The sequence below is a fragment of the Desulfoluna sp. genome (genome assembly GCF_030145185.1).
GTDB lineage: Bacteria > Desulfobacterota > Desulfobacteria > Desulfobacterales > Desulfolunaceae > Desulfoluna.
In genome coordinates, this window is sequence record NZ_JAQYWB010000011.1 from 1 (window position 1) to 19,366 (window position 19,366).

Consider the following 19,366-nt stretch of genomic DNA (forward strand, 5'->3'; position numbering starts at 1 on the left):
TTCCTCTCTCGCGGATTGTTTCTTCCGGGAGTTTAATTCCTTTGATCAGCCGAATCGCCGAGGTACGCGATCCGTATGCCAGGTGGTGTGGGAGGGCCCTTCAGTGATGAGGGGTCCTATCCCGATGTAAGCCGTGCTTCAATTCAAGATGTTCCGAAAACCCAAGGGCTTGGGGACAACTGAATGGAGAAGACCCTTCGAACTGAAAGAAAGGAAACCGACTACCTTTGAGTTGCCGCCACCCCTCACGAACACGACAGCCTATGAACAAAACCGTAAAACGAGCCACCCTAAAACACCAAAAACTGGGTTTGTGGCTACTGTTGGCACTGTTTTGCACGAGGGTACCCCTGTGACAAACAGTGGAAAAGTTCAAAGAACGAAACCCTTGGGCGAAGGGGAAAGAACCACAACCCCTTACGTTTTTTGCAAGTTCCGATAAGGCTTACAACGCCACACTTCACCCGACGGGCGCAGAAGCCTGACAGTATTTGATATTTGACAATGAACGGCTAATGAATAGGCTTGAAAAGCCGCACTTGCGCCCGGTCGGTGTGCAAGTAATTGTTATCTCAGTCGATTTATTATTACAGCCCTTTTATTGTTCCTTATAGCCATATTTCAACTTCCCTTGCACTCTCATTACAGGACCTATAGCAAATGCTTCATATGGATTATTATTTATATCTGTTCGATTAAAACATGATTCCATTACACTTCCCAATAATACTTTAATAGATGTCTCTTCCGTCTTAATGCCAAGATCGTCTATTATTAATTGATGATACGGACCATCTCCATTTTGAAATAGTTTTAGCGATCCCTTATCAAATATAGATACTACATCAGGATAATTCTCTATTGAATTCTCTTTTCCTAAACTATCGTACATTTTTTTTAAATCACTTCTGACCGATTTAAAACAGAAAGCATAGAAATCTATTTTATTATCTATTTTTTTAATACTATTGCATTTATCAATAATATCTTTATATTCCTCTTTATTAAAATTAGATTTCACCTCAATTGCACAAACTACAGCATTTTTATTAGCAACAACAAATTTATTTTCTCTTAAAAAATATGCAGAAGGATAATTTTCATCTATTATTAGAATATCCATTTGTTTTGAAGAGCTTTTACTTTCATGATCATATACAAAGCCAGAATTAATAGAAAAGCGATTAGAAATAAAATTTCCCAGATATTCAACTAATACAGCTTCCCTATATTCACCAATTGTTAAATTGTGACTTGTATATTTTTTTATTTTCTCAAATTTCAAACTTATATCTTTTACTGCATTTTCAAACATTATTTCCTCAGCAAAAATTTATTTAACACATATACATAATATATATTATTCGTCACTATTAATCCAACTGTCAAAATTTAATATTCAGTACTGTCGATCTATATCCTCATTGTAGATAACATTATGAATAACCCGCCAATTTTTCAATCTATCACCTATATAGGCCTGAACCTCGGACAGGTTATCCGATATCCAAGGGGATAAAGTGGAAAATTGGAAGGGGTTGGGTTCCATGTTTTAATGTTCAATACTACCGAACAAGTTGTCCAGTTATTGAGGATGAGATCATAGTTCGTATGACAAATCAAGAATGGATTGCCGTATCATTCGCAACAGACTTTATTTGTTGTGCTATAGGCCAAAAAAGTTTTTTTGCGTTCTGTTTTGAGCCTGATAGGAGACCGCATGAAATATTGATATACCTGCCTTTGGTTTTCCATGTTTTGCCTTGAATAGCCTGATAGATGGCCATAAGTCTACCTTAGACCGCTGATATGTGCCGTTTTCCATGTTTACCCTTTAATAATCCGCCATGAAACAAGTTCGTATGCCCCCTACTATTGAAGGTACGAAAAATGGAACTCTTGCGACCCGGATCCACCCTGAAGCAGTGGGACCCGGCCAGACAGATTCCTTGTTTCGGCCCCCTTCGTGTTCTCATCACTCTTTCTCGCTCCCAGGCTCTGTCCGGCACTTATCCTTGTGATCATGCAATACAAATTTTTGCTATCGCACCACTTAATGGGTAAGTGCCGGGCTCTGCCTGGGCGTTTCGGGTGCAAGGCTCCGCCTTGCCGGTACGAAAAGTCGTCATGCTGGAGTGAAACTCACAGATTGCTGGGCTTCAAGCATGGAGGCGGAGCCTCCGGAGAGCATTACCAGGCAGAGCCTGGGAACGAGAGAAGTGACGGTAACTTATGCGCTTGCGATGCATGGGGCACCTCCTCACCCTTCACGCGAATGCGGACGCGGGGTGCTTCACGTACCGATAGCCGGGGAGCAATTGCAAACCTGCTTTGAAGGTGTTTTTCACTATAGTGGCTTCGCCACCCTTGCCGCCGGAGTGATTCCGGTTCATGTCAACCCATGAATTGATACGGAAGTAACGGTAAATTATGCGCTTGCGACGCATGGGGCACCTCCTCACCCTTCACGCGAATGCGGACGCGAGGTGCTTCAAGTACCGATAGCCGGGGAGCATTCGCAAACCCGCTTTCAAGGTGTTTTTCGCTATAGTGGCTTCGCCACCCTTGCCGCCGGAGGCATTGCTTTTTGTTGATCACGATCGGTCGATAAGGAAGAGGGGGGGGCGGGAAGTATCTGTATCCCGTAATTGCGTCAGCCGGACCGCAGTCGCGCGTGCGGTCCGGCTGGCGCCGGGGTGTTGCTGTGCTCAAAAAAGAAGGCGCTAAAAGCAGGTGGCAGGCCATGGATGACGGTCCCGAAGTCGCTGCTCTTTTAGCCCGGATATTTCATGAAAAAACGATCGATTCAAAGCAATAGGCAATTATTGCAATGAGCTATTGCGGAAGATTCAGTCATTTCAAAAATACAAAATGTAATTCACGGTTATCTGTTCGCTTTTCTCACCCGACTCGTGAAATATTCGGGTTAGAAACGAAATTTTAATAAGTCGTACAAACTTTAACCTTCGCAGAGAAACGCATACTGTTTCTTAAAAGGCCGCTGTGATTTGACCCGAGGAACGAGGGGCAAAACACAGCGGTAACCCGCTTTCAAGGTGGCTCACCTTGCCGCCGGAGGCATGTTTTTATGACCTATGACCTATGACCTGTTTTCATGGCCTGTTTCATACCCTTCTGTCAGGCGCAGGAGGGTAAAGTGGGTGGCAAAGACATCGGTCTGGGCCGAGATGTGGTTGAACCGGGCGCGGGAGAGGTTGAAGATGGCGTCCAGGACCTCGGTGGAGGTGGCGACTCCCTGGGCAAAGGCCAGGTCGGTGATTCGGAGGTTCTCTTCGGCTTCGTTGAGGCCGGATTGGGCCACGCCCAGGTTGTCGATGGCCACGTCTCGATCGAGGATGGCGTTGTCGAAGCGTGTGGTCAGGCTGTTTTCAAGTTCTCTGAGCTGGTGGCGCAGGGCGGTTTCGGTCAGGGCTGCCTGGCTGATGGTGGCCTCTTTTTTCAGGCCGTCGAAGAGGTTCATGGAGACCGATGCGGTGAGGCGGACGTCGTCGCCGTTCACGTCTGAGGAGCCAAAGCTGTAGTCATCCAGATAGAGGCTGCTGTAGGTGGCCGACAGATCCACGCGGGGCATGTAGGCGGCGCGGGCGGCTTTTTTTTGCATGGCGGCACCGGTGAGGGTCTCTTTCAGGGAGAGGAGGTCACTGTTTCGGGAGAGAAGGGTTGCCTTACCTGCTTCGGCCTCCATGACGGTGGGTATTTTTTTGAAAAGGGAAAAATTCAGGGCGGTGATTTCTTCCTCGGTGAGAGGGCGGCCCACGGTCAGGGCCAGGGTGTTGAGGGCGGAGGTGATGTTGGCCCGGGTGCGTCGTTCGGTCTGGACCGCGTTGTCCATCTCTACCTTGACAGAGAGGAGATCTCGTTTTTTAAGGACCCCCACCTTGTATTTCAGCTCCATCTCCCGGTATCGGTCCCGGTAGAGGCGGACGGCGTCTTCGGCGACCTTGAGGTTCTGCCGGCTTCGGTAGACACCGAGGTAGGCCAGGGCCACGTTCTGGCTGACATCCTGGCGGGTAGATTTCAGGTTGAATTGCCCGGCTTCAGCGCCTGATTTGGCGGCCTTCAGGGTGTAGGAATCTGAAAATCCGGCAAAGAGGTTCAGGGAGATGCTGCCTTGAAACGCGTCGTTTTTCTCTTGGTTCTTGAGAATGGTATCATGGTTGTAGCGATTGGCTTTGTAGCCGACGTCTACGCTGGGAAGAAAAGGACTCCTCGCCTCCTGAACCTTTTTATCGGCGATGGCGGCCTGGGCCGAGGCGGCTTTCACGCTGTGCCGGCCGGCCAGGGCCTCCTGTTGCAATTCGGGCAGGGTCAGAGCGTGGAGGGGAGAGGCGGCCAGGCAAAGGGCCGTCAGAACAAGAAATCGTTTCATGGATATACCTCATTGATGTTCACCCGGGCCGAGAGGGTCGGCCCGGGTGGTTTTTTTTGTGTCTTACTGCAGGTACCTGATCGACTGCGTCTCGTTACGCTTTAGCTTGGGTCTCTTTCTCTTCCCAGCCGATGAAGAAGGAGAGCAGGGCGGGAATCACAAAGAGGGTGAAGAGGGTGGACATGGCCATCCCTCCCAGGAGCACACTGCCGATGCCACGGTAGAGTTCCGAACCGGAGTCTGTGGCCAGGACCAGGGGCAGAAACCCGGAGATGCTGGTGCAGACACTCATGAAGATGGGACGGATTCGGGTGCGGACAGCGTCTTTGATGGCTTCGACCCCTTTGAGGTTCTCGTAGCGCACGTTGTTCAGGGATTGGTGCACGATGAGGATGGCGTTGTTGACCACCGTTCCCACCAGAATAATAAATCCCAGCATGGTGAGAACGTCTAAGGGTTGCCTTGCCACGAGCAGGTCCACCAGTCTCAGGCCGATGAATCCGCCGGCGGCGGCCAGGGGCACGGAGAAGAGAATGATGAAGGGGTAGAGAAAGTTCTCAAAGAGGGCCGCCATCAGTAGATAGGTGATGAGAATCGCCAGCACCAGGTTCCACTTCAGGGCGTTGAAGGTCTCCACCAGTTTGTCGGCGTTGCCGCCCAGTTTGACTTTGACCCCGGAGAGCTGTCCGGTCTCTATCAGGCCGTCCACCGTAGAGCGGATGGTCTCCATGGCTTCCTGCAGGGGAATTTCAATGGGGGGGGTGATCTCCAGGCGGATGTTGCGCCTTTTTTCCAGTCGGTCGATCTGGGTCATGCCGTGATCGTAGGAGAGGGTGGCCACGTCACCCACGCGCACCAGCTGGCCGAGATTGTTGACCATGGGGGCGGAGAGAATCGCTTCGGGGGTCTGGAAGTCCTTTTCCTCGCTGCGTACCACCAGGTCGATGCGGTCTTTACCGTCAGGACTGAAGTCGGCCACTTTTCGGCCGTCCATCAACACGTCCACATAGATGCCCAGCTGTTCTTCCGTCAGCCCGTTGGCCGCGAGTTTGTTTTTGTCCGGGATGATGCGGCCTTCGGGGTAGGCGATCTCCAGGGAGGGGACGGGTCGGATCTGGGACTTCGGCACCGCCTGCCCAACAGCCCCCATCAGGGAAAATCCGGCCTGAACGATGGCGCTCATCTTATCCCCTGAAATGTTGAGGTCGATGGTGCGCCCTTTGCCGAGTCCGGTTTCAAAGATGCCAGGCTGAAGGCTGATGCCGAACATGCCGGGCATGGAGTTGATGATGCGGTTCATGGCCGGAATCAGTTCACCGGCACGGGTTTCGTCTTCATCCACGCAGGTGACGCCGAAGATGCTGATCATATCGGCGGAGAGGTAGAAGACGTTTTTAACCAGGGGCAGGCCTTCCCCTGTGTCTTTGCGATATTTTTCCGTCTCTTGAAAGATGTAATCGCCCACTTCGTGACGCTTCTCTGCGGAGTAGCCGGGGGGCGGTACCAAGACGTTCATGATGAAGTTCTGGTTGCCCTGGGGCAGGTATTCGGCCTTGGGCATCAGCGCCCAGGCGATGAAAATGGCGACCGATGTGAAGGTAACCACACAGCCCACGCGGGTGACGACGTTCTTCAGGCAGAAGTTGGAGACGCCCATGATACTCGAGATAAAGAGATCTCCGAGTTTGCCGATGACCCCCCCCTTGGCTTCAGCCGGACCTTTTTTGCGGTAGATGAGGTGCATAAAGGAGGGGATGACGGTGATGGAGACGAAAAGGCTCAGGAGAATAGCCGAGGTGATGGCGATGGCGATGTCTCGAAAGAGCTGGCCCGCTTCCTGTCTCATGAAAATGACGGGGAGAAAGACCGCCACGGTGGTGAGCGTCGAGGCGATGACGGCTCCGTACACCTCTTTGGTGCCTTCGTAGACGGCATCAAAGGACTTTTTTCCGAGTTTGAGATGGCGGTCGATGTTTTCGAGCACCACAATGGAGTTGTCCACCAGCATCCCCACGGCAAAGGAGATACCGGCCAGGCTCACCACGTTCAGGTTACGGCCCATGAGCCAGAGGGAGATGAAGGTGCCGATGGCCGAGATGGGAATGGCTATGCCGATGGTGGCGGTGGAGCGTACGCTTCGAAGGAAGGTGATCAGCACCAGGATGGCCAGGGCCGCCCCGATGAGGACGTTTTTCTTCATGGTGGCGATGGAGCGGTTGATGTAGGGCGCTTCATCATAGGACCAGTTGATGTAAAGCCCCCGCTGGGCCAGCACATCTTTGTTGAGGCGATCCACCTCTTTTCTGACGCGGTCCACGATTTCAAGGACGTTGCCGCCCTTTTGCTTTTTCACGCCGATGACGATCCCTTCGTCCCCGTTTTCCATGACCGAGACAAACTGGGGCTCGTAGCCGATGCGGGAGGTGGCGATGTCCTTGAGGAGAACGTGGGTGATGCCGTCATTCATGATCACCACGTCCATGGGATCTGAGGCATTCTGGAATTTGGAGGTGGTGCGGATGCGGTAATTTCGCCGGTCGATGCCGAGGACACCGGCGGAGATGTCGTTGTTGGCAGCTGTGACGCGCGCGATGACCTGGTTGATGGTGATGCCTCTCCGGGCCATTTTTTCGGGATCCAGGACGATCTCCAGCTGATCCTTGGTGCCCCCGAAGACCATGAGGGAGGCCACGCCTTCGACACGTTCGATGTACTGTTTGATCTCGTTTTCAAAGAAGGTGCGCTGGGTGAGAATGTTGGTGCCGCTTCCATGAATGGCGCGGCACTGCATCCAGATGATGGGGCGCGTGGAGCCCCCGGAGCTGGAGATCACCGGTTCAAAGACGTTGTCCGGATAGTTGAAGACCTCGTTGAGTTTGTTGGAGACGCGGAAGAGCGCGGTGTCCACATCGGTCGAAAGGTCGAAGGTGAGGGTGATCGTGGCGTAGTCGTTGTAGCTGGAGCTCTCCATTTTTTGAAGGCCCTGGAGGCTTTTAAGCTTGTCCTCCTGCTTTTCGATGACCTCGGTCTCCAGCTCGCTGGGGCTGGCCCCGGGCCAGGCGGTCAGCACCTCGATCTCTGGGAGCTCGGTGTCGGGTGCCAGTTGCACAGGCAGCTTGGTGAGCCCGATGATGCCGAAAAGAACGATCATGATCACCATCACCGCGGCGGTGACGGGTCGTTGGATGGAAAATTTAATCAGATCCATGGGTGGCTGGTATCCCTCGCTAATCATGTCATTGAATACCCGATAAGGCCGCCCCGTAAAAAGGGGGGGCGGCCAAGGCGTTCTTTACCGGTTGGCGGAACGCTTGATGGGGTCGGGCAGAAAACCGTGTTTTTTAATTCTTTGTTCCGATGACCGTCACGGGCTGGCCGGGGCGAAGCCGGTCGTTGCCGTCGATGACGACTGTCATGCCAGGGGTGGCTTCGCCTTCTGCGATGCCAGCGTTCCCTTCAACATAAGCGAGGACGGTGACCGGAAGGGCGGATGCCGCCCCTTCTTTGATGGTGTAGACCAGGGTCTGGCCATTAAAGGTCACCAGGGCGTCCCGGGGGACGAGGGTCATCTCCTGCTTCTCGGCAGCCGGCATGGAGACGGTGGCGCTCATGTTGAGTACTGCGGTCTCCATTTTCGGAAGCTTCACCTTAACAAAGATGTTCTTCGTGGTGGGGTTGGCCACGGGGATAAACCCGTTGATGGTCCCTCGGATGGTGAGACCCAATGCGGTGACGGTGACCCCCACGTCTTCTCCTTTGTGAGAGAAGACCAGCAGGTCCTCCGCCATGGGAACCTTCACATAGATGTCATCCATGGAACCCAGGAGACAGAGCGGACTCCCCGGCCCCACCCAGTTGCCTTCATCGACATTTTTCTCCAGGACGACCCCGGCAAAGGGGGCGCGGATGATGCTTTTTTCTTTTTTCAGGAGGGCCAGATCGAGGTTCTTCTCCAGGGTGGCCTTCTGCATGGCCAGGTCTTCCATGGAGAGGCGCATGTTGTCATACTCCTGCTCACTGGCTGCCTTCTGATTAAAAAGGGTCTCGTACCGGGAGAGATCCTTTCTGGCTTTGGCCAGGCGAATCTCAGCTTGAAGAATCCGTTTTTTGACCGTGTCGATGTCATTTTGGACAAAGTCCAGGTTGAGGCGGAAGAGGGGGGCCCCTTTTTCAACCCGATCCCCTTCCATGATGTGCACTGTCTGCACCTGGCCGCTCACTTCAGGAGAGAGGGCGGAGATGCGATCAAATTGAAGGGTGCCCACCACATCCAGGGTTCTGGCGATGGTCTTTTGCGTGATCTGGCTTGTGACGACCCGTGCCGGAGGTTGGGCCGGGCCTTCGGCGTATGCCATAGCCGGCAGGGCGAGTAGAATGATTACCGCTATCCATTTTGTTACTTTCATTGGCCTTTTCCTCACGACTCAGAATAGTTAGATGTAATCGGTGACCAGACATGCCTGAAAGGCCACCGGTGTCTTTTATACATTTTATCCATTTTTATTTTATTCAGGTAACAATGTTAGTAACGCATTGCCGCCTGTTTTCCTGCGGTGTCTATTTTATTTTTTCAGGGTAGTACGGTCTCGGAACGGAGCCCGGCGGCGATGTATTGAATGAGCTCTTCAAGCATGATTTTTGGGTCTCTGTCGATTCCGAGGATAGACATGGATTCCTCCATCATGCATTCCCCCTGCATGATGCCGAAGCACGAGATCCGGAAAAAGGCAATGCGGCGAAGCAGGGTCATTCTTGGAATATTTGGCAGGACTCTTTCCAGGCAATTGGCAAAATAGAGAAGTTTGTTCTCCAAAATGCTTTTCAGGTTCTGTTTGAAAAAATCCTCGTTTTCATAGGCCGCCGCAAACTGGTGAAAGACATTCATCCAATCCGGGTGGGCGACGGTGAACTCATAGAGCGGCTCCAGCTGGCTCCGCAACAGATTCTCCAGAAGCGGGACGTTATCACCGGATTTGGCCATGACCGTTTTCATGCGTTGGGTCTGCTCTGTTTCCAGGGGGGTGAGAAATCGGGTGACAATGGCCGAGATGAGGTTGTCCTTGGAGCCGAAGTGGTAGTTGATGGCGGCCACATTGACACCGGCATTCTCGGTGATTTTTCTCATGGACGCCTTATCGGCCCCCAGTTCTACAATGAGCCGTTCGGCGGCATTGAGTATTTTGGTCTTTGTATCCATAAGGTCCAGTTTGTATTTTTTGAGGGAACATTCAAACATTGTTTGAAATTGTGTTTGAAATGAGTTTTAAACGATGTTTGAAACGGGTGCAAGAGTTTTTTGTATGAAAGGTCCCCTGGGCGCTTAAGGCTTAACACCGACACACCTCCCAATCTTTTTCCCTTCAGCCCTCAGCCCTTCAGCCCTCAGCCCTTCAGCCCTCAGCCCTCAGCCCTCAGCCCTTCAGCCCTCAGCCCTTCAGCCCTCAGCCCTTCAGCCCTCAGCCCTCAGCCCTCAGCCCTCAGCCCTCAGCCCTCAGCCCTCAGCCTTCAGCCTTCAGCCTTCAGCCTTCAGCCTTCAGCCTTTAGCCTTTAGCCTTCAGCCCTCAGCCTTCAGCCTTTAGCCTTTAGCCTTCAGCCTTTAGCCTTTAGCCTTCAGCCTTCAGCCTTTAGCCTTCAGCCTTCAGCCCTCAGCCTTCAGCCCTTAGCCTTCCCCTTCCCCTAAAACGTATACCCGATGGAAAAATGGAGATTCCCAGCGCTCTCTTCGGGTTTTGGAGCCAACTTCCACCCGTAGAGAAAGCCGATGGGGCCGATGGGGGTGATGTAGCGAAGGCCGACGCCGGCAGAGGATCGGAAGGATTCGGAGAGATCGGGTTCAGATGCGTTTCGGATGCACCCGGTGTCATAAAAGGTGGTGAATTCGAAATTCATGCCGAGGTCGAATCGGGCCTCCAGGCTTCCCAGGATGGCGGTGTGCCCACCCACGGGGTTGTCGGTGGCATCGGTGAGGAGTTTGTTTTCGCCGAAGCCCCGGATATCGGAGGTCCCCCCCAGGAAGAGGAGCTGGTCTTCGGGGATGGCGTTGTTGCTGCCATAGGGCTCCATGTGATGAATCCTTCCCCGGAGGGCGAAGGTGAGGCGGTTTAAGGGGGTCAGATAATAGCGCAGCTCGGCGCGTTGTTTGAAAAAATCGTCCAGGGAGTTTTCGATGCCCCTGGAGATATCCACAGAAAACCGGGTCGTCCCCCCTTGCCTGGGGCGGACAAAGGAGTCTGTGGAGTTGTAGGTGAGGGCGGGCGTGACCACCACGATGCTTCGGGGGTCGTACTGATCCGCATCCGCTGGATCAATGGGGGCAGACCCTGCCTGATATTGTTCCCTGAATTCATAGCGATGGGTGAGGGAAGCGTTGAATTTTTCTAAGAATTGTCGGTTGAAGGCCAGAGAGGCGCCGTAGGTCCGAGTCCCGAAATCCTGATTGAATTCATGGAGATCCTCTCCAAACATGCTGATGGTCGAGGCGATGCGTGTGCCGAAAAAACGGGGTTCGGTGATTCCCAGCTCGGTTCGATAGCCAATCTCACTTGTCTCTGCCGAGACCCATCCATCTTTGTTGAGGCCGAGCAGGTTGTGGTCTCCGAGGCGGGTGTGCGCATATTTTTTCCGGCGGGTGTCGTATCCGGCACCGAATTCCAGATAGTATGGTTTTTTCTCCTCCACCTCCACCAGAAGATTCACCCGGGGGGCCTTTTCCTTGAGACCAATGGTTCTGAACTTTGCAGAGGACAGGGCGCTGATATTTCGTATGTTTCGCTGGGTCTTAAGGGCCTTGGTGAGGGAAAAGGGCATGCCCGGTGTGAGTGCCACCTCGCGTTGGAGGATTTTCGCCCGTGTTCGGAAATTGCCTGTGTAGAAGAGCGCTCCGGTTGAGACATGGGGGCCGTCCTCCAAGGCATAGGTCAGGGAGGCCCGGTGCGGTCCGGTCCCGGTTTCATCCATTACAGCCTGTCCTTTGACGGTGACATGGGGATACCCTTTTTCCGAAATCAGTTCGGAGAGGGTGTTCTCATCACTTTCGATCATGTATTCACGAAACGGTTTCCCCTCTTTCAAGGCGATGGCCGTTCGGGCTTCGGCGTCGGTCAGGGTGCCGAGTCCGCGGAAGGTCACGGTGTCTACCCGGGTTTGCTTTCCTTCATGGATGATCAGGCTCACATCGGCGAGCCTTTGCCCCTTTTTTTTGTCCTCGTTCCACCTCACCTCGTCGGTGATGGCCGTGTTCAGGTAGCCCTGCCGCAGATACAAAGATTGAATGGCGCTGATATCATCCTCAAGGATCTCCGGGACGAAGGCACCGGCGTCGAAGGTACTGGGGGGCCGGGTGAGTATTTGCTTTTTCAGGCGTTCCCTGTCGAGGACCGAGTTGCCCGTGATGGTGAGGGTGTGGACAAGTGACCGGACCCCCTCGTCGACCGTGAGACGGATTTTTCGGCTGAATGCCTCGTCCGGGTTGCCCGCCGACTCCGTCATGCGGACCCGGGCGTCCAGGTACCCGGCTTTCCGGTAACGTTTCCGGATATTCCGGATGCTTTTTTTCAAGCCCAGATCGTTTTTGTTTCCTTCGCGTTTGAGGACCAGCTCTTTTTTAAGGGTAAAATCCCAGAACTCTTGATTGCCTTCAAAGGTCATTTTGTACTGTGGCCCTTCATGGATCAGAAATTGGAGGTTCACGTCGTGACTGTCGGGGACTCTGTTCACCACCGGGGTGATCTTTACCTCTGCGTACCCCTTGTGTCGGTAAAATTTAGTGAGGTTTTTCAGGTCGGCTTTGAATTTTTTTTCGATGAAACGGGGGATTTCACCAAAAAAGAGGGAGGCTTTCCAGGAGTCGATCCTGAGCTTCAGGCGCGCGCTTGAGAAGGCTTTATTGCCTGTCATTTCGACGTTCCGGATTCGGTCGAACGGCCCCTTGTCGATGACGACAGACACGTTATAGTGCCCCTCTTTCGGGTCCTTTTGGGCAGAGACCCTAATCCTGGCGTCGGGATACCCTTCGTGTTTGAAGACCTGTTGAATCAGGGCTTCCTGTTTTTTCAGGTCCTCGGCCACATAGGCGTCCCCCGTAAAGAGGGTCATGGCGTTGAGGACCTCCTTTTGGAGCAGGGGAAAGGCCCCGTGAATGCGGATATCCTTAATCCTTTGAAAGGGGGTCAGCCGGAAGGTGAGGGCGATTTCGGGCTGCTCCCAGTCGGGATCGGGGACATCAATGCCTTGGAACAGGCGGGAGCTTTTCAGCAGGTTCAGGCTCTTTTGAAAGTCGTCGTCTGAGAACGGCTCCCCTTCGCGGAGCAGAATCATGGCCTGGGCTACCCGTCGGTAGCTGGGTATCATGGGGCCGATAATTTCAACGGAAATTTTCGAGACCAGGGGTGCCGCATTAAATTCTGGGCTGCTCGCCCGGACAGGGTGGGGGGCAAGGGCGCCCAAGAACATCATCACGATAAAGATCACCGCCATCTGCCACGGGTGTCCCTTTCTGGCCACCGAGGCATGCGCGGGCCGTTGTCGCCTGCAGGGTGTAGGGGGAGTGTGTGGATTCTTTGTCATTTTTTACCGCATCTCCAGTCTGAACATCAACTCACCACCGAAATCGCCGTCGGTGTCCCGAAAGGCATTCATCAGGACATTTTCATAAAATTTATATTCGGTGATGGCACTTTGGACCGTGACCCCATTTTTGGTGCCTATCCCGTATTTGAGGGTCATTCGTTTGGAGAGCTCTTTGCCGACCGTGATGTTCACATCATCGGCCTCCTCCGGATCCGTTCGTTCTGTGTATTTCATCTCAAGGGTGTCGAGTCCGGTGGCCTCTTTCAGGCTTCCCTGGAGGGTTCGGGCCACCAGGTCGGCAACCATCTGACGGGTGGACTGATGGGAGCCCCCTTCGCCATCGATCATCTCCTCCCGTGTTTTGTTGAATAAGAGCAGGGAGAGAATCGTGGCATCGGTCTCTGATGGGGTTGAGCTCATGTCAAATTTTAGATTGTCCTCCACGCCGGACACCCGTAAGTGAAGGGTCCATGTTCTTACCTTGATCTCGCTCTCCAGGTCGATGGTGGCTTCAATTTTGTAAGGGTTGATAAAATCCAGGACCCCTTTTTTAATTTCAAACTCTTTGCCCAGATAGGAGATGACCCCGGACTCCACTTCTGCCCTGCCACTGACGAGAGGCCCGCTCAAGGGGCCGTGGAGGGTCAGCGTCGGCTTCAGGGCCATGAGGACGATGTTATTGTCCACGATCAAGGGGGCGCGGTGGTGCAGTGTAATATGGAGATCTGTGTTTTTCAGCAGAAGGGGACTTTCGGTTTGTGTGACGGGCGGTATCGCCCGTTTTTTTTCACCGAGGCTGTCGATGAGGCCCAGTTTGATTTCTTTATAATACAGGCCTTCGAGAAGGACAATATTTCCCGCAATTATAGACCTTTCAGGCGTTCCAGAAAAGGTCAGCCCACCGTTTAACAGGACCTCCAGGGTCTCGGGAAGCCTGATGGGCAGGGTGTAGGCGTTGAGGCGTGCGGTGATGGAGACCGGTGTAAATTGGTCCAGGGCCAGTGTTCCGGACAGATCCAATCGCCCTTTGTCCAGGTTGCCGGTGAGTTTCTTAATGGTCAGGGTCTCAGGTGTGAGGTGAAGTTGACCGTTGACGCTGTGAAGTTTCTGATTCAAGACGGGCACGGTGAGCTTGAGCTGCTTCAGCCTCAGGTCTGCCTGGAAGTCAGGCTGCTTTCGGGTGCCTTTCAGCCGAGCCGCGAGCTGGATCTCCCCTGTGATATCACTCAGCGCTTCAGTGAACAGATGAATGACTTCCAGGGGCAGCGCGCCGTCCGCCTGAAAATCGATGGCGCCGTCATGCCTCGCCTTGCCGGTGATTTCGAGATGTCCCTGATGGAAGAGGTCGAGGCGAAGGGTCGGCACATGAAGGGTTCCGTTTTCGATGGAGGCATCGCAGACCCCGGCACTGACCAGCGGGATGTCGTTGTGGGACAAGGAGAGCTGAGAGACTCGGGTAACGGCCTGGAGGGTCTCCGGGGTGTCGGCGTTGCCTTCCACCTCGATAAAGCCCGTCACGGTTCCTGTCAGGTCTTTGCGCCCCATGGACTCGAAAAAAGGTCTCAGCGGGGTCTGGTCAAGCAGGGCCTTTCCTGAAAACAGGTGGGTTTTGAGTGCGTAAAAACCCGTGAACTCCGCCCCCAGAGTCCCTTTGGCCCGGACGAGATGATCCTGAAGGGTCAGCTTGAGGCTGCCGTCGTCAAAGGGCTTGTTGTTCAGGCGCAGGTGGGTTCCTTGAAATTCTCCCGCCAACTGGGGATTTTCAAGGCTCCCTGTGCCGGTGATATTCGCGTTGATTTTTCCCTCTGCGGCCATGTCGGCCTGGATTGAATCGATATGTTTCAGGCTGATTCCCGGGGTATTCAGGTGCAGGCCGTAGTGCTTCTTCGCCGGAGAATACCAGCCATCGGCGGTCAGTGTCTCACCCTCTCCCAGGGTCAGCGAGAGGGACTCCACGGTCACCCGGTTTTTGTCGAACTGTGAGTCTAAGGTGAGCGCTTGAATTTTCTGGATGCCAAGGTCGATGTTCTGCGCGTTGACAGAGAGGGTGCCCTGGGGGTGCGCCACCGATCCGGTGAGGTGGCCTTTTACGTCCACCCTCCCTTCTCTTCCCTCGAAAAAATCCCGGAGAGACAGCGCCTTGCCGCTCAGCGTGAAATTCAAATCAGGGGAGGTCATGATGGCCCCTGAGGTCGCCTCTAAAACCCGTGCGTTTCCTGAGAGCCGCAGCTCCGATGCCCCGTTTTGGAGTCGGGCCTCATCAACGGTCAGCAGGCCCTGGTGGAGTCGGAGGCGGGTATTCAGATCTCCTATGCGGATCTTTTTCGCGGCAAGGTTCCGGGCTGTCAACTCCAGCCGGGCTTCTGCCCTCATGGTTTCCGGAGAGAGACCCACGCCTTGCAGGCTGAGTGATGCGTGTACGTCACCCGTGATTCCTTCGGAGTTGCCGGGCAGGTTTTCAAGGGCGGTTCCGGCCTGGGTCACCGCCAGGTGGTAGGTGATGGCTTTTAAATCCCTTGTGGGGGCTGTCAAGCCATCGGGGAACGCCTTCTGGAGGTCGATTTTCCCTGTGGCCGCGACCTGGCCCAGGGCGGACTCTATCTCCATTTTTTCCAGAATCAGCTGTTTTTCTTTAAGGCTGCCCGTAAAGGTCATCTGATCCACCCGGATTCCGGCGAGCTCCCCACCCGGGCACTCAAGGGAGAGGGTCAGGGTTGGATTCGTTACGCGGCCCCTGGCTTTCAGGTGAAGCATGACCGGACCCGTGAATGTCGGGGAGAGGTGGAAGGCTTCTCGTATCTGGGAAAGGTCCGTGGATGCGGTTGCCTGGACATCAAAAAGCGGAACCGTAAAAAGGTCGCTGACGCCTCCGGTTACCGCAAGGTGTAAAAGGTCCGAATCGAGTTGAAGGGTTCCGGATGTTATCTGGTTCTTTTCCAGGCGTCCGTCGAATCGGAGGGCCTTAAAATCGGTGACAAGGGCCCTTGTATCGATCTCCCCTTTTTGAAGAAGAAGAGAGACCTGCGCTGATTGTTTGAAAAGATTTCCATCGGCCAGGTTAAGCCCGATGTGGTGAACGGTTATCTGTTTTTTTTCCCCTCTGTCGTCCTGCTGCTCATAGTGGAAAAAACCGTCGGTGAGGGAGAGCGCATGGATGCGTATATTAAAAGGGAAGGCCGCGGTGCCGTCGTTCGGCTGTGGTTCGCTGGGCGTTGGCGTGGGAAGGGCTTTCAGGAGATTCAGCTCGCCGGTGGGGTCCGTGTCCAGCCAGATTTGGGGTTTTTCGAGTATGACGGTTTCAGCGGTCAGTGTTTTCCGGAATAAGTCCGTCCAGCGGAGGGTGATGACGAGCCGGTCCAGGGAGATCAGCGTCTCGCCGGTGGGGTCGTTAAGGCGGAGGTTTTTTGCCTCGATTCGTCCGGTGAACACCGATAGGTGGAGGGCCTCCCAGGAGAGGGCTCCGGGGATCGCCGCGTTCACCCGCGCCTGAAGCAGATGGCGGGCATGGCCCGAGGAAAGCCAGAGATATCCGCCTGTGATCCCCACAAGGATCAGGCAAAGCAAGGCTCCGATTCCAGAGACAACGATTTTCCTTTTTGTCTTCCTTTGTGAGCTTGTCATGGGCTGTTGGCTGTCGTTGAAAGCGTTGAGATTGTTTTCGCTGTGCCGAAGTAAAAAGAAGGGGCCTTGGTTTGAACAAAAAACCGGCCGGGAAGGGGGTGCCTTTCAGGTCGGTTTTTTTGAGGGGCGGGAGGGTCTACAGGAGTTTTTCAGCTCCTGAATAGACGGCTTCGACCTTGAGGGCCGTCGCGGCATGGCCTGGATGTTTTTCTGGGTTCCAGGTCTTCATGTCTTCAAATACCGCGCCTTCGGTGTGGTATTCGATGGATCCCTTGATCTGGAAAGCGGCGCCTTCTTTGGTGATAAAGAGAAGGGACCCTTTGCTTCCGGACTGGATGTTTTCAAGGGTTTTAGAGAAATAGTTGTTGGCCACGACCAGGGTCTCTTCGTCATACTTTGAGACGCAGGTGGCGTAGATAGCGTTGGGGGTCCCTGATTTATCAACGGTGGTTAAAATGATGGGACCTTGATGATCGCTCCATGCTTTACTTACTTTTTCGGGTAATACGGCCATGTTGTTCCTTGCTGTTGTGTATGGTTATGTCAACCGGCTCAGGGGGCAAACGCATGTATGTATAGGCTGCGATCCTGCCTCTCTATAGAGATCCCTGGGGCCGTTCTCATCCTTTGAATCGCCATGGATGAAGGGGTTGATGTGTATTTCTACAGGAACAAAGCATAGTTTTTATGCGAAAGCAATATATGATCACGCGCGAGGCGCGTGTCGTACAGGTTTTTATCGAGGTCGGTGCGAGGCCTCCCGGGGAGTGGCCGTCGGGGAGTGCCCCGCACGGGGGCTTTCTCGGCTACCAGTGGAACAGAACGTTGACCCCCCAGATGAACTCATCCACCTCGTAGAGGTACCAGTCGGTGTCGCCTCTGTGGCCGTTTTCGTAATTTATTGCGGTGTAATCGCCGACCACTTCGGTGGACCAGCGGGGGTGGAACCGCCAGGTGACCCCGCTGGAGAGAAAGTATGTCCCCTCCGAGCCGCCGAATCCCCCATTCATTTTGTTGCTCCAGATCCATTTTTCAGTGAAGGGGATCTCTACCGATATGCCGATGAGAACATCGGTCCAGTTTTCGTCTGTATTTACATTCTCGGTGGTGGCTCCCTGCGTGAGGTCCACAGACAGCTTATGCCGGTCGTAACGCAGGCCTCCATGCACTCCCAAGGTCACCCGGGGATGGCGGAAGACAGGACGGCCGATGGTTATTTCGGCCGCGGTGGTATCAAAATTCATGTTTGACCGATCTGTGGCACCATCGGACAGGCGCGTGAACGATGGGTCTTCAAATTCCTGGAGACCCAGGGAAACGTCCACCATCCATCTGTCATCTGTCATGGAGAGATCCATGGCAATGGACGTGTTCAGCTGATCGTTAAAATCACTGGGTGAGAGATCGACACCGGTCAGGACAGGCCCGAAAAAGTCGCCCCCCACGCCCTGGTCGCCTTTCACCTGGGTACGGGAGATCCCTGTGCCGATGGCACCCTTCCATTTCGCGTATGCCGGTGTGCTGAAATCGATCACCAGCCATCCTGATAAAACAATCAGAAGAGAGAGACAGACCTGTTTAATGGCAGGGCAGCTTATCATGTGATGGTTTCCATGTTGTGGGATGATCGGGCGTCTCCGAGCGGGACGTTTGGAAAGCAGATGATGGCCGATGGTGCATGGTAATAAGCTTTTGTTAACATTGATCTTTATTACATTTCATATCGGGTCTCAAATGTCAATCAAAGGGGGCGTGTTTTGGCGATTTTTCAGAGCCCGTACTGGTATTTAATGACCACGGACGTTCGGACGAGCGTCTTTCCAGTGGATGGGGGCCGTTTCACCTTGCCGCTTGAGTAGGCCACTGCGTTTTTTGCGGTGTTGTCGAGGCGAGTGTCTCCGGAAGACCGGACTATCCTGATATTTTCAAAGGACCCGTTTCTGTTGATGTGAAAGCCAATGCGTGCGTTGCCGATCATCCAGGCATCTTTTTTGCCGGGTGTGTTGAATTTGTTTTTCTCAATTTTTTTTCGGACCTGGACCAGGTATTTTTTTATTGCCGCGTGGCGGTTGAGGGGTTTTTTCTCGCTGGGAGGCACCGGGACCTTGGGGGGAAGATCGGGCGCATAGGCCTCAAGGAGGGGGACGACCGCGGGACCGGTCTCCATCTCAAGGGGGATGAGGGACTCGGCGAGGGGCTCTTCATGGGATTTTAAGGCGCCGCTTTGAAAGCACAGGGCGTGCAGGATAAGGGAAAGGACCCCGGCAAGCGCCAGGGTGCAGTTGCTGGTGATGTTTTTTCTTGTCGGCTTCACTGTTTTGTACTTCCGGCGGCCAGGATCACGTTGTCAAACCCTGTGGACCGAACCGTATCCATCACCCGGACCAGCTGGCCCACCGACGCCTCTTTGCAGGCCTTGATGAAAATTTTTTCACTGCCATCCCACTGGGGGTCGTCAAGTTTTGACGCCAGAATGGCTTCGAGTTCGGGGAGGGGGCAGGGTTTCTGGTCCACCATGATGTCATTCTTTTCGGTGATGGTGATTTCAAATCGCTGGGAGGGGGCCGGTCGGGCAGCGGCTGCCTGCGGGAGGTTTAAGCTTATTCCTTTGGCCGTAAACACCGCTGTGATCAGTAAAAAGATCATCAGATTGAAGATGATGTCGATCAGAGGGGTCAGGTTGACCTCTGGGGTTGATTGGTGGGTGTGATGGGTGAATGTAATCAATGGAAAACCTTTCGGGGCACGAGGGCTGGGAGCATTCGCAAACCTGGGGTCCAGGGGATC

11 protein-coding genes are annotated in these 19,366 nt (G+C 53.8%); all 11 read right to left on the bottom strand.

The window, feature by feature from the left end:
- Positions 1-598 precede the first annotated feature (598 nt).
- A complete protein-coding gene (locus Q1Q75_RS04895; RefSeq protein ID WP_300668004.1) occupies positions 599-1,315 on the bottom strand; it encodes a DUF6602 domain-containing protein in 717 nt (238 codons plus the stop codon).
- A gap of 1,785 nt (positions 1,316-3,100) precedes the next feature.
- Positions 3,101-4,390: a TolC family protein gene (locus tag Q1Q75_RS04900; protein ID WP_300668005.1), complete on the bottom strand. Its 1,290-nt coding sequence runs from the start codon at positions 4,388-4,390 to the stop codon at positions 3,101-3,103.
- A gap of 94 nt (positions 4,391-4,484) precedes the next feature.
- Positions 4,485-7,598: an efflux RND transporter permease subunit gene (locus Q1Q75_RS04905; RefSeq protein ID WP_300668007.1), complete on the bottom strand. Its 3,114-nt coding sequence runs from the start codon at positions 7,596-7,598 to the stop codon at positions 4,485-4,487.
- A gap of 133 nt (positions 7,599-7,731) precedes the next feature.
- Positions 7,732-8,796 carry an efflux RND transporter periplasmic adaptor subunit gene (locus tag Q1Q75_RS04910; RefSeq protein ID WP_300668008.1) on the bottom strand — a complete coding sequence of 355 codons (1,065 nt, stop codon included), beginning with the start codon at positions 8,794-8,796 and terminating at the stop codon, positions 7,732-7,734.
- A gap of 164 nt (positions 8,797-8,960) precedes the next feature.
- Positions 8,961-9,587, bottom strand: coding sequence for a TetR/AcrR family transcriptional regulator (locus Q1Q75_RS04915; RefSeq protein WP_300668010.1), 627 nt, complete (start codon positions 9,585-9,587; stop codon positions 8,961-8,963).
- 479 nt (positions 9,588-10,066) lie between these two features.
- Positions 10,067-12,865, bottom strand: coding sequence for an outer membrane protein assembly factor BamA (gene bamA / locus Q1Q75_RS04920; protein ID WP_300668012.1), 2,799 nt, complete (start codon positions 12,863-12,865; stop codon positions 10,067-10,069).
- Between the two features lie 93 nt (positions 12,866-12,958).
- Entirely contained in the window at positions 12,959-16,579 is a 3,621-nt protein-coding gene (locus Q1Q75_RS04925; RefSeq protein ID WP_300668014.1) for a translocation/assembly module TamB domain-containing protein, read from the bottom strand.
- 136 nt (positions 16,580-16,715) lie between these two features.
- Entirely contained in the window at positions 16,716-17,093 is a 378-nt protein-coding gene (locus Q1Q75_RS04930; RefSeq protein WP_300668015.1) for a pyridoxamine 5'-phosphate oxidase family protein, read from the bottom strand.
- 292 nt (positions 17,094-17,385) lie between these two features.
- Positions 17,386-18,180, bottom strand: coding sequence for a hypothetical protein (locus Q1Q75_RS04935; RefSeq protein WP_300668016.1), 795 nt, complete (start codon positions 18,178-18,180; stop codon positions 17,386-17,388).
- Between the two features lie 167 nt (positions 18,181-18,347).
- Complete coding sequence (locus Q1Q75_RS04940; protein WP_300668017.1) at positions 18,348-18,893, bottom strand: TonB family protein; 546 nt, start codon at positions 18,891-18,893, stop codon at positions 18,348-18,350.
- Positions 18,890-19,306: a biopolymer transporter ExbD gene (locus Q1Q75_RS04945; protein WP_300668018.1), complete on the bottom strand. Its 417-nt coding sequence runs from the start codon at positions 19,304-19,306 to the stop codon at positions 18,890-18,892. The genes Q1Q75_RS04940 and Q1Q75_RS04945 overlap by 4 nt, the downstream gene beginning before the upstream one ends.
- Between the last annotated feature and the right edge of the window lie 60 nt (positions 19,307-19,366).